The sequence below is a fragment of the Reyranella sp. genome, assembly GCF_050185545.1.
Lineage (GTDB): Bacteria > Pseudomonadota > Alphaproteobacteria > Reyranellales > Reyranellaceae > Reyranella.
On the sequence record NZ_JBFWZI010000217.1, the window covers coordinates 1 to 10547 of the forward strand.

At 69.4% G+C, this 10547-nt stretch carries 12 protein-coding genes; 8 read left to right on the top strand and 4 right to left on the bottom strand.

Annotation, left to right across the window (positions count from 1 at the left end):
* Positions 1-220 precede the first annotated feature (220 nt).
* Positions 221-886 carry a glutathione S-transferase family protein gene (locus AB7O82_RS33240; RefSeq protein WP_428552285.1) on the top strand — a complete coding sequence of 222 codons (666 nt, stop codon included), beginning with the start codon at positions 221-223 and terminating at the stop codon, positions 884-886.
* Positions 887-1149: 263 nt separating this feature from the next.
* Entirely contained in the window at positions 1150-2151 is a 1002-nt protein-coding gene (locus AB7O82_RS33245; RefSeq protein ID WP_428552282.1) for an NAD(P)H-dependent flavin oxidoreductase, read from the top strand.
* 6 nt (positions 2152-2157) lie between these two features.
* Here the strand turns inward: AB7O82_RS33245 and AB7O82_RS33250 are convergent, their stop codons facing one another.
* Positions 2158-2523, bottom strand: coding sequence for a helix-turn-helix domain-containing protein (locus AB7O82_RS33250; RefSeq protein ID WP_428552279.1), 366 nt, complete (start codon positions 2521-2523; stop codon positions 2158-2160).
* Positions 2507-2758, bottom strand: coding sequence for a BrnT family toxin (locus AB7O82_RS33255; protein WP_428552276.1), 252 nt, complete (start codon positions 2756-2758; stop codon positions 2507-2509). Before AB7O82_RS33255 ends, AB7O82_RS33250 begins: the two co-directional genes overlap by 17 nt.
* A gap of 134 nt (positions 2759-2892) precedes the next feature.
* On the opposite strand from AB7O82_RS33255, the gene AB7O82_RS33260 reads away from it, so the two are divergent.
* The 3 genes from AB7O82_RS33260 to AB7O82_RS33270 are packed head-to-tail and all read left to right on the top strand — an operon-like array spanning position 2893 to position 4596.
* On the top strand, positions 2893-3474 hold the full coding sequence (locus AB7O82_RS33260) for a YqaA family protein (protein WP_428552274.1): 582 nt from the start codon (positions 2893-2895) through the stop codon (positions 3472-3474).
* A 10-nt stretch (positions 3475-3484) separates the two neighbouring features.
* On the top strand, positions 3485-4033 hold the full coding sequence (locus tag AB7O82_RS33265; protein WP_428552272.1) for a disulfide bond formation protein B: 549 nt from the start codon (positions 3485-3487) through the stop codon (positions 4031-4033).
* Positions 4030-4596, top strand: a complete 567-nt coding sequence (locus AB7O82_RS33270; RefSeq protein WP_428552269.1) for a demethoxyubiquinone hydroxylase family protein — start codon at positions 4030-4032, stop codon at positions 4594-4596. Before AB7O82_RS33265 ends, AB7O82_RS33270 begins: the two co-directional genes overlap by 4 nt.
* Positions 4597-4669: 73 nt before the next feature.
* Here the strand turns inward: AB7O82_RS33270 and AB7O82_RS33275 are convergent, their stop codons facing one another.
* On the bottom strand, positions 4670-5233 hold the full coding sequence (locus AB7O82_RS33275; protein ID WP_428552265.1) for an HNH endonuclease: 564 nt from the start codon (positions 5231-5233) through the stop codon (positions 4670-4672).
* A 157-nt stretch (positions 5234-5390) separates the two neighbouring features.
* Here AB7O82_RS33275 and AB7O82_RS33280 point away from each other — a divergent pair, with 157 nt between their 5' ends.
* The gene (locus AB7O82_RS33280) at positions 5391-6551 is read left to right on the top strand and encodes a serine hydrolase domain-containing protein (protein ID WP_428552263.1); all 1161 of its coding nucleotides are present in this window, start codon (positions 5391-5393) and stop codon (positions 6549-6551) included.
* Between the two features lie 100 nt (positions 6552-6651).
* On the opposite strand, the gene AB7O82_RS33285 is transcribed toward AB7O82_RS33280, so the two are convergent.
* Positions 6652-7863, bottom strand: coding sequence for an MFS transporter (locus AB7O82_RS33285; RefSeq protein ID WP_428552260.1), 1212 nt, complete (start codon positions 7861-7863; stop codon positions 6652-6654).
* A 108-nt stretch (positions 7864-7971) separates the two neighbouring features.
* On the opposite strand from AB7O82_RS33285, the gene AB7O82_RS33290 reads away from it, so the two are divergent.
* Both AB7O82_RS33290 and selD read left to right on the top strand, forming a co-directional pair.
* Positions 7972-8700 carry a hypothetical protein gene (locus AB7O82_RS33290; RefSeq protein ID WP_428552257.1) on the top strand — a complete coding sequence of 243 codons (729 nt, stop codon included), beginning with the start codon at positions 7972-7974 and terminating at the stop codon, positions 8698-8700.
* A 12-nt stretch (positions 8701-8712) separates the two neighbouring features.
* Positions 8713-10547, top strand: a 1835-nt coding sequence (gene selD, locus AB7O82_RS33295; protein ID WP_428621310.1) for a selenide, water dikinase SelD, incomplete at its 3' end; no start/stop codon positions are given.

Consider the following 10547-nt stretch of genomic DNA (forward strand, 5'->3'; position numbering starts at 1 on the left):
CTCGCCTCGCGACGACGCAGTTGCAGTCGGTTACAGGCCGGAGTGGGCTTGCCTGGAAGGGACTTCCACCCTCCAAGCCAGACACACTCGCGGTCGCACGAGCGCGCCACTCCTGTGGCGCTCATGGATGTGTGATCAATGAGAAGAGCGCCACTGGAGTGGCGCGCTCCCAGCAATGAGTCGCTTCATCGCTTCCCCATCAACCAACCCACGAGCCCCCATGATCACCGTCCACCATCTCGAGAACTCGCGCTCGCAGCGCGTGCTGTGGATGCTCGAGGAGCTCGGCCTCGACTACGAGGTCCGGCTCTACAAGCGCGAGCCGACGATGCAGGCGCCGGCGTCGCTGCGCGCCGTCCATCCCCTCGGCAAGTCGCCAGTGATCAGCGACGGCGAGGTCACGCTGGCCGAGTCGGGCGCCATCCTCGAGTACCTCGTCGAGAAGTACGGCAATGGCCGGTTCGTGCCGCCGCCGGGCACGCCTGAGCGGCTGCGCTACCGCTACTTCCTGCACTACGCCGAAGGCTCGCTGATGCCGCTGCTGTTCATGAAGCTGGTGTTCAACCGCCTGCCCGAGCGCGTGCCGTGGGCGATGCGGCCGGTCGCCCGGGCGATCTCGGCCGGCGCGGACAAGACGCTGCTCGGGCCGCAGATCGCCAACCACTTCGCCTTCCTCGAGAGCGAGCTCGCCGAGCGCGATTGGTTCGCCGGCCCCGACCTCACCGCCGCCGACATCCAGATGAGCTTCCCAATCGAGGCCGCCGCCGCGCGCGCCGGCCTCGACGGCAAGCTGCCGCGGCTGAAGGCTTTCGTCGCCCGCATCCAGGCAAGACCCGCCTACAAGCGCGCCCTGGAGAAGGGCGGGCCCTACACGATGCTGAAATGACTCGTCGCTGGGAGCGCGCCACGCCCGTGGCGCTCATGCTCATGCGGACCGCGGGCGTCTCGCCCGCTCATTGCCGGGAGCGCGCCACTCCGATGGCGCACTTCTCGTTGCTTACACATCCCATGAGCGCCATCGGAGTGGCGCGCTCCCGGCAATGAGGTTCCCTCATGAAGGCCGGAGAAGGCGCCGCTGGAGCGGCGCGCCCCGGGCGTGCTAGGCGGATCCAAATGTTTGCGAACTTCCCTTCCTAGGAGCGAAACTCGATGGCCCTTCCTGCCCTGCTGCGCGACAGCCTCTCGATCCCGGTGGTCGGCGCGCCGCTGTTCATCGTCTCGAACCCCGACCTGGTGATCGAGCAGTGCAAGGCCGGCATCGTCGGTTCGTTCCCGGCATTGAACGCGCGGCCCAAGGAGATGCTCGAGACCTGGCTGCAGCGCATCACCACCGAGCTCAGCGAGTTCAAGCGGAAGCACCCCGACCGGAAGGTCGCGCCGTTCGCGGTCAACCAGATCGTGCACAGCTCGAACGACCGGCTGCAGCACGACATCGACCTCTGCGAGAAATACAAGGTGCCGATCCAGATCACCTCGCTGCGCGCGCCCGACGAGGTGGTGAAGTCGGCCAAGCGCTACGGCGGCCTAGTGTTCCACGACGTGACCAACGTCGCGCACGCCAAGCGGGCGCTGCAGGCCGGCGTCGACGGGCTGATCCTGGTGTGTGCCGGCGCCGGCGGCCACGCCGGCCGGCTGTCGCCGTTCGCGCTGGTGCCGGAGGTGCGCCAGTTCTACGACGGCTGCCTGCTGCTGTCGGGATCGATCGCCAACGGCGCCTCGGTGCTGGCGGCGCAGGCAGTCGGCGCCGACCTCGCCTATCTCGGCACGCGCTTCATCGCCAGCAAGGAAGCCAACGCGACCGACGGCAACAAGCAGTGCATCATCGAGTCGTCGGGCGAGGAGATCGTCTACACCAACCTGTTCACCGGCGTGCACGGCAACTACCTGAAGCGCAGCATCGCCGCCGCCGGCCTCGATCCCGACGACCTGCCGACGGCCGACAAGAGCAAGATGAATTTCGGCTCGGGCGGCATCAGCAAGGCCAAGGCCTGGCGCGACATCTGGGGCGCCGGCCAGGGCGTCGGCCAGATCTTCGACGCCCCGCCGGCCGCCGAGATCATCGCCCGCCTGAAAGCCGAGTACGAGGCCGCCCGCGCCGCGCTGCTGGCGGGCGAGACCGTGCCGACGCAGCTCAAGCAGGCAGCGGAGTAGAGTCCATCATTGAAGACCAATGGCCCGGCGCACGGCGTCGGGCTCGCGGTCGATCACCTGCAGCAGGGCACGCGCAGCGCCTGTCGGTTGGCGTCGGCGCTGTTCCCACTCCTGGACTGTCCTGACACTGACACCAAAAACATGGGCAAAGGCGGCCTGAGACATCTTGAGACGCGTGCGCACATTCAAGGGATCGACGGTTTCCGACCGCTTCACGCGGCGGAACGATGCGATCTCACGAGCTGTCAGGATCGGTACATCGTCGTCTGGCGCGAAGGCGGCGGGACTATCCAGCCGCGCCTTGTTCACACGCGCGCGCACGACGCGGCCATCGCGTGTCAGTCGCCCCTGTGCATCAATGCTCGTCTTCACGGTACGCTCGCTCTTCGTGTGCGCCGGCGCTCCGGGCCGAAATGATGCGAAGCCGATCATGCCGCCTGGTGTAGACGACAAAGTAGACGTTCCCCTCGATCTCTCCGACGGTCTGGAAGCGGACCTCGCGATAGTCCCGCCGCGTGTCGAGGAACACGCGGGTCACATAGCCGAAATCGAACCCCCTCAGATCAAAGGTGGCATTGCTCTTGGCTTGGTCCCATTCGAACTCCACGGATTTGAAATAGTCGTCAATGACTTATACGCACGCAAGCACCCTCACCGCCTTGCGAGCATGAGCTCCAAGCATCCAGGCGGGACGATCGGCGCTTTTGCCAGCCCAAGCCGTCGCTGCTAGGGACGCACCGCATGTTGCGTGGACTCTACGACTGGGTGCTCCGGCTGGCGGCGCACAAGCGGGCGCTGCCGGCGCTGGCCGTCATCTCCTTCCTGGAGAGCTCGGTGTTTCCGATCCCGCCCGACGTGATGCTGATCCCCATGGTGTTGGCCGACCGCACCCGGGCGTTCCGGATCGCGCTGGTGTGCACCATCGCCTCGGTGCTGGGCGGCCTTTTGGGCTACGCTATCGGCTACTACTTCTTCGAGACGCTGGGCGAATGGGTGGTCAGGACCTACGGGCTGCAGGCCGGGCTGGCGGCGTTCCGCGCCGGCTTCGAGGAGTGGGGCATCTGGATCATCCTCATCAAGGGCGCGACCCCGATTCCCTACAAGCTGGTGACCATCGCCTCGGGGGTCGCCCATTTCGACCTATTCACGTTCGTGTGGGCGTCGATCCTGACGCGTGGCGTGCGCTTCTTCGCCGTGGCAGCCTTGCTGTGGAAATTCGGCGAGCCGATCCGCGGCTTCATCGAGAAACGCCTGACCCTGCTGACCTGGCTGTTCCTGATCGCGCTGGTGGGCGGCTTCATCGCCTTCCGCTACATGTTCTGAGGCATTGCCCATGGCCCTGCTCGACCGGACGACTTCGCAGACGAGCCTGCTCGAGCGCTTTCCGCTGCCGAGCCAGCTCGGCCTGATCGCCGCGCTCGGCAGCGGCGTCCTACTGGGCGGCGCCTATTTCTTCCAGTACGTGATCGGCCTCGCGCCCTGCGAGATGTGCCTATGGCAGCGCTGGCCGCACATGGCGGTGATCGTCGCGGGGCTGGCGGCACTCACCTGCTACAAGACGCCGCGGCTTGCCGGCGGGCTGCTGCTGGTGGCGGTCCTGGGCCTCGCCACCACGGCGGCGCTCGGCCTGTTCCATGCCGGCGTCGAGCTGCGCTGGTGGCAGGGACCGCAGGCCTGCTCGGGCACCATCCCGACCGGCCTCTCGCCCGAGGAGCTGCGCAAGTACCTGTTCTCGGCCAGGATGGTGCGCTGCGATCAGGTCGCGTGGTCGCTGCTCGGCATTTCGATGGCCGGCTGGAACGCGATCCTGTCGGCCGTGCTGGCGATCGGGCTGGCATCGGGTGCTGTGCGCTGGATGAAGGCGCCGAGGATGACGACATGAAGACAACCGCCGAGACCAGGAACCCTGGCGACCTCGCGCCGCGCGAGGTCGTCGAGCGCGCGATCCGCGTCGACCAGGCCGGCGAGTTCGGCGCCGTGCGCATCTACCAAGGCCAGCTCGCGGCGCTGCGCTGGACCGGGCGGGCCAACAGCGAAGCCGGCCGCAAGATCGCGGCGATGGCGCGCGCCGAGCGCGAGCACAACAAGGTGTTCGACCGGCTGATGGTCGAGCGCCGCGTGCGCCCCACCCTGCTGTCGCCGCTGTGGCACGTCGCGGGCTTTGCGCTCGGCGCGGCGACCGCGCTGATGGGCGACAAGGCGGCGATGGCCTGCACCGTCGCGGTCGAGGAGACGATCGACGGGCACTATGCCGAGCAGGCCGCGTCACTGGGCGACGACGAGGGCGAGCTGCGCGGCACCATCGAGAAGTTCCGCGCCGAGGAGATCGAGCACAAGGAAACGGCGCTGGCCGCCGGCGCCGAGGAGGCGCCGGCCTACGAGGCGCTGAGCGCCGCCATCAAGGCCGGCTCGCGGCTGGCCATCTGGCTGTCGACGCGTGTGTGAGCAGGTGATGTTGGACGCATCTCCAGTCCTCCCCCGTCATCGGGGGAGGGATATGAAAGATGGCGAAACGCGGTCAGGTCTGGTCGAGCTCGCTGTCCCAGTACAGGAAGTCGCGCCAGCTCTCGTGCAGGTAGCCGGGCGGGAACGACCGGCCGTTCTCCTGCAGTTCCTGGGTGGTGGGCTCGAGCGGGGCGCGCTGCAGGTGCATGCCGATCTCGCGCAGCAGCCGGTTGCCCTTCAGAAGGTTGCAGGGGCTGCAGGCGGTGACGACGTTGCCCCAGGCGGTGCGCCCGCCGCGCGACTTCGGCACGACGTGATCGAAGGTGAGCTCGTTGGTCGCGAAGTCGCCGCCGCAATACTGGCAAACGAAGCGGTCGCGCAGGAAGACGTTGAACCGGGTGAAGGCCGGGCGCCGCGCCGCCGGGATGTACTCCTTGAGCGCGATGACGCTGGGCAGCCGCATCTCGAAGGACGGGCTGTGGATCGTGCGATCGTACTCGGAGATCACGCTGACGCGGTCGAGGAAGACGGCCTTGACGGCATCCTGCCAGGACCAGATCGACAACGGAAAGTAGGACAGCGGCCGAAAGTCGGCGTTGAGGACCAGCGCGTGGCAGGACTCGAGGCCCGGCGCCACGGCTACCCCCGCGCCCGTTGGCTGGGACTACTCGGAAAGTCGATGCGGTCCAACATGCCGCGCATTGTGGCAAGGATTTCGGAAAACACAACATGTCGACGGGTGCGTCATCGACACATCATTCAACAATAACAGCATCGCCACAGGAGGAACTGCCATGGACACTGCAATCTCTTCGCGCACCGGCTCGGGCTTTCCCCTGCCGTCGGCCGACCTGGAGTCACTCGGATTCCGCCATCAGCAGATCGAGCGGCTGGAGGCGCTGATCCAGCGCCACATCGCCGAGGGCCGCTATCCGGGCTGCCAGATCGCGCTGGCCCGTCACGGCAAGCTCGCCCTGTACAAGAGCTTCGGCCAGGCGGCGACCGGGCCGGCGGCGCGGCCGGCCGGCGACGACACGCTGTGGCTGCTCTATTCCAACACCAAGGTGGTGACCGCCGTCGCCCTGTGGGTCCTGGCCGAGCGCGGGCTGTTCTCCTTCGCCGACCGCATCGCCGACCACGTGCCGGCCTTCGCGAAGAACGCCAAGGGCAACATCACGGTGCTGCAGACCATCTCCCACCAGGCGGGCTTCCCGAACGCGGTCGTCGGCAGGGATGCGTGGGCCGACCACAAGCGGCTTCGCGAGGTGGTGTGCGACTTCCCGCTCGAATGGTCACCCGGCTCCCGGGTGCACTATCACGGGCAGAGCGCGCACTGGACCCTGGGCGTGCTGATCGAGGCGGTGACCGGCCGCGACTTCCGCGACGTCGTCCGCGAGACGGTGACCGAGCCGTTGGGCCTCTCGCGCGAGCTCTATGTCGGGCTGCCGGAGAGCGAGCACGGGCGCGCCGTCGACATGCACGAGCCCCTGCCGGACGGCAAAGGCATGCGCCCGCTCGCCGACAACAATGCGGCCGACTGGCGCAAGAGCGGCGCGCCGGGCGCCGCGGGTTACGGCACGGCGCGCGCCATGGCGGCGCTCTACCAGATGATGCTGCAGGGCGGCGAGCTCGCCGGCACGCGCCTCGTCTCGCCGCGCCTGCTGCAATACGCCATCCGCAACCACACCGGCGATCGCGTCGACGAGTTCATGGGCATGCCGATGCATCGCGGCCTGGGACCGCACCTGCGCGGCACGACCGAGAACATTCGCGGCCTCGGCGCCTTCGCCAGCCCGCGCGCCTTCGGCCACGGCGGCGTCGGCAGCTCCTACTGTTGGGGCGATCCGGACTCGGGCGTGTCCTTCGCCTACATCACCAACAACCGAGTCCCCGACCCCTGGCACAGCCAGCGCCTCGACCAGGTCGCCAACCTGGTGCACACGGCGATTGTGTAAGGACGATTCATCGCTGGGAGCGCGCCACTCCGATGGCGCTCTTCCTGGTGATTACACATCCCATGAGCGCCATCGGAGTGGCGCGCTCCCAGCGATGAACCTACCGACTCAACCGCTCCCGCGCCCCGGCTTCGGAGCCGAGCGAGGCGGCGGCGAGCGCGAGGGCAAATACCGAGAGCACCATCACCGCGGCGTAACCGCCGGTCCAGTCGTGCAGCAGGCCGCCCAGCCACGCGCCGAGAAAACCGCCCAGTCCCATGCCGACGCTGATCAGGCCATAGATGCGGCCGAAATGCGCGCCGCGATAGCGCAGGGTCGCGAGCGTCGAGATCATCGGCCCGCGGCTGCCCATGCTGCCGCCGAACAGCACGACGTAGAGCCACAGCCAGAGATCGTCGGCCGGCCCGCGCACCAGGGCGAGCGCGCCGACGCCGGCGATCGAGCTGGCGTAGGCCAGCAGGGCCGCGATCTTGCGGCCGCCGCGGTCGGCCAGCCAGCTGAAGCCGATCATGCCGAGCGGAGTCAGGAAGCCCGCAACGGCGAGGGCGCGGGCCGCATAGCCGCCGTCGAGACCGCGCTCGAGCAGGTAGACCATGGTCTGCGGCACCAGGGAGAAGATGCCGATCGAGGTCAGCGCGAAGGAGAAGGTGAGCGCCCAGAACGGCCAGTCGCGCACCGCCTCGCCGGCCGTCGGACCGGGACGGTCGGACGCCCGCGCCGGCACCAGGCCGATGGCGCCGCGCTCGATGCGCCGCCACGGCAGCACGAGCAGCACGGGGATCAGCGCCGCACTCGCGCAGGCGAACACGACGTAGGTGTGGCGCCAGCCCTGGGTCACGATCAGGTGCTCGGCAAGCGGGAACAGGACGATGGCGCCGACGCCCGAGGCCGACCAGGCGACCGCCAGCGCCACGCCCAGGCGGTTTGCCGGAAACCAGCGGCCGAGCAGGGTCGAGCTCAGCACGCCCGACAGCGAGGCGCCGCCGAAGCCCATGACGATGCCGAGGCAGAGATAGAGATGCCATACTGCCGTCGCCTGCGAGGCGCCGGCCGAGGCGAGCGTCGCCGCCGCGATGCCGACTACGGTGAGCGTCCGCAGGCCGAAGCGGTCGACGATCCAGCCGGCGATCGGCGCGCCGGTGCCGCCGACCAGCAGGGCGAAGCTGTACACCAGGGTGATCGCACTGCGGCTCGCCGCGAAGTCGCCCTGCAGCGCCGGCACGAACACGGTGAAGGTATCGCTGATCGAACGGCTCGCCACGCCGAGCACGAAGCACAACGCCACCAGCGCCCAGGGCACGAATCGGCTCATCGCTGTCACCCTTGGCCGCAGGCTGCGGCAGCGGCAAGCGCTTTCACGCGGGCGAGGCTTGCATCGCCTGCAGGCACGCGTCAGGTTCCGCGTCGCGGAGGAGTAAGCGTGACCGACACCATCATCATTGCACCGCAGTTCAACGGCCCGCGCCTGTCGGGCAACGGCGGCTACGTCGCCGGGCTCATGGCCGGGCAGTTCAGCCGGCAGTTCGGCCGCGACGACGCCGTCGAGATCACCCTGCGCGCGCCGGTGCCGATCGACACGACGATGCAGGTCGTGCGCGACGGCGAGGCGTTGCTGCTGAAGGACGACGAAACGCTGGTATGCGAGGCGCGCGCCGGCAGCGTCGACCACCTCGTGCCGCCGCCGCCGCCCGGCGACTGGGGCGAGGTCATGCGGCGCGCCGAGGACGGCGGCAGTCCCGAGGATAGCGACTTCGGCTGGTGCATCGTCTGCGGCCGCGGCCGCGCGGTCGGCGACGGCCTGCGCGTGCTGGGCTCGGGAGGCCCGCAGAAAGGCCGGTCGCTCTCCTGCTATGTGCCGCACGCCAACCATGCCGATGCCGAGGGACGCATCAGGCCGGAATTCGTGTGGGGCGCGCTCGACTGCCCCGGAGCGTTCGCCGTCCAGGAGCCGAACGACTTCCGGCCCGCCCTCACCGGCCGCATGACGGCGAAGGTGATCGATCCGCCGCGCGTCGGCGAACGCTGCGCCGTCGTCGGCTGGAGCCTGGGGGCTGAGGGCCGCAAGCTCTACTCGGGCACGGCGCTCTACACCGAGAGCGGACGGCTGTGCGCGCTCGGCACCTGCACGTGGATCCTGCTCAAGGCCTGATCGAACGTGGCGATGCCAGCCGGCCCTCTGCTGAAGGACGTCGTGCTGCTGGGCGGCGGGCACAGCCACGTCCACGTGCTGAAGAGCTTCGCCATGAAGCCGATGCCGGGCGTTCGCCTCACCCTGATCGGGCGCGACATCGAGACGCCCTACTCCGGCATGATCCCGGGCTTCGTCGCCGGACACTATTCGTTCGAGGAGTGCCACATCGACCTGGCGCGGCTTGCCGCCTGGACCGGCGCCCGCCTGTTCCACGCCGAGGCGACCGGGCTCGATCGCGAGAACCGGCGGGTGCTGCTGAAGGACCGGCCGCCGGTCTCCTACGATCTGCTGTCGATCGATGTCGGCTCGGCACCCAACCTCGAGACGATATCCGGCGCGGCGCAAGCGGCGACGCCGGTCAAGCCGATCGCCGAGCTTGGCCGGCGCTGGCTCGCCTTCCTCGAACGCATGAAGAGCTGGTCGGGCCGGCTCGAAATCGTGGTGATCGGCGGCGGCGCCGGCGGCGTCGAGCTGGCGCTCGCCATCGACCATCGCGTGCGCGCGGTGGCGAAGGGCGCCGAGTTGCAGGTGACGCTGGCGACCAAGGGCGAGCTCCTGGCGTCGCAGGCCGCGGCGGCACGGCAGAAGATGCGTGCGGTGTTCCAGCGGCGCGGCCTGCGGCTGGTCGAAAACCGCGCGACCAAACGCATCGAACGCGGCTCGGTCCAGCTCGACGACGGCGCCTGGCTCGAGGCCGACGCCGTATTCGTCGTCACCGAGGCGAGCGCCGCGCCGTGGTTCGCGACCACCGGCCTGCCGCTCGACGAGCGCGGCTTCTTCGCGGTCGACGACACGCTGCGCTCGACCGCGGATCCCAACATTTTTGCCGTCGGCGACTGCGCGACGATGCTGCCGCATCGCCGGCCCAAGGCCGGCGTGTTCGCGGTGCGCCAGGGACCGCCGCTTGCCGCCAACCTGCGGCGGGCGCTGCTGGGCCAGGCGCCGCAGTCGTTCGTGCCGCAGAGCCGCTACCTCTCGATCCTTGGCACCGGCGACGGCAACGCCGTGGCGACGCGCGGGCCGTGGGCTGTCGAGGGCAAGTGGGTGTGGCGCTGGAAGGACCACATCGACCGCAAGTGGATGCGCATGTACCGCGAGCCGCCGGCCCGGCCGATGGCGATGAACGCGGCGACGCCGCCCGATCCGGCGCTGGCCGACGCCGAGGCCAGGCGCCTGCTGGCCGACATCGGCATGCGCTGCGGCGGCTGCGGCGCCAAGGTGGGCGCGGGCGTGCTCGGGCGCGTGCTGGCGCGGCTCGGTCCCTCGCCCGGCTCGAACGTGACCATCGGCCTCGACGCGCCCGACGATGCGGCGATGCTCGAGGTGCCGGCCGGCCAGGCGCTGGTGCAGTCGGTCGATTTCTTCCGAACGTTCCTCGACGATCCGCTGATCTTCGGCGAGGTGGCGGCGGTGCACGCGCTGGGCGACGTGTGGGCGATGGGCGCCCGGCCGCACAGCGCGCTGGCGCTCGCCGTCGTGCCGGCGGCGGCCGAACGGCTGATGGAGGAGGATCTGTTCCAGCTGCTGGCCGGCGCGCGTCGCGTGCTCGACAAGGCGGGCTGCGCGCTGATCGGCGGCCATTCGGGCGAAGGGCCGGAAGCGGCGCTGGGCTTCTCGGTGAACGGCCTCGTCGATCCGGCGCGGGCGCTGCGCAAGGGCGGACTGAAGATCGGCGACAGGCTCGTGGTCACCAAGAAGCTCGGCACCGGCGTGATCTTCGCCGCGGCGATGCGCGGCGCGGCGCGCGGCACCTGGATCGAGCAGGCGCTCGCCTCGATGCGCCGGCCGTCCGGCGAGGACTCGCT

Bases quoted from the DNA above. Each gene is read 5' to 3' on its own strand.
- AB7O82_RS33240 (WP_428552285.1), top strand. From the start codon at position 221: ATGATCACCGTCCACCATCTCGAGAACTCGCGCTCGCAGCGCGTGCTG.
- AB7O82_RS33270 (WP_428552269.1), top strand. From the start codon at position 4,030: ATGAAGACAACCGCCGAGACCAGGAACCCTGGCGACCTCGCGCCGCGC.
- AB7O82_RS33280 (WP_428552263.1), top strand. From the start codon at position 5,391: ATGGACACTGCAATCTCTTCGCGCACCGGCTCGGGCTTTCCCCTGCCG.
- AB7O82_RS33245 (WP_428552282.1), top strand. From the start codon at position 1,150: ATGGCCCTTCCTGCCCTGCTGCGCGACAGCCTCTCGATCCCGGTGGTC.
- AB7O82_RS33260 (WP_428552274.1), top strand. From the start codon at position 2,893: ATGTTGCGTGGACTCTACGACTGGGTGCTCCGGCTGGCGGCGCACAAG.
- AB7O82_RS33265 (WP_428552272.1), top strand. From the start codon at position 3,485: ATGGCCCTGCTCGACCGGACGACTTCGCAGACGAGCCTGCTCGAGCGC.
- AB7O82_RS33285 (WP_428552260.1), bottom strand. From the start codon at position 7,863: ATGAGCCGATTCGTGCCCTGGGCGCTGGTGGCGTTGTGCTTCGTGCTC.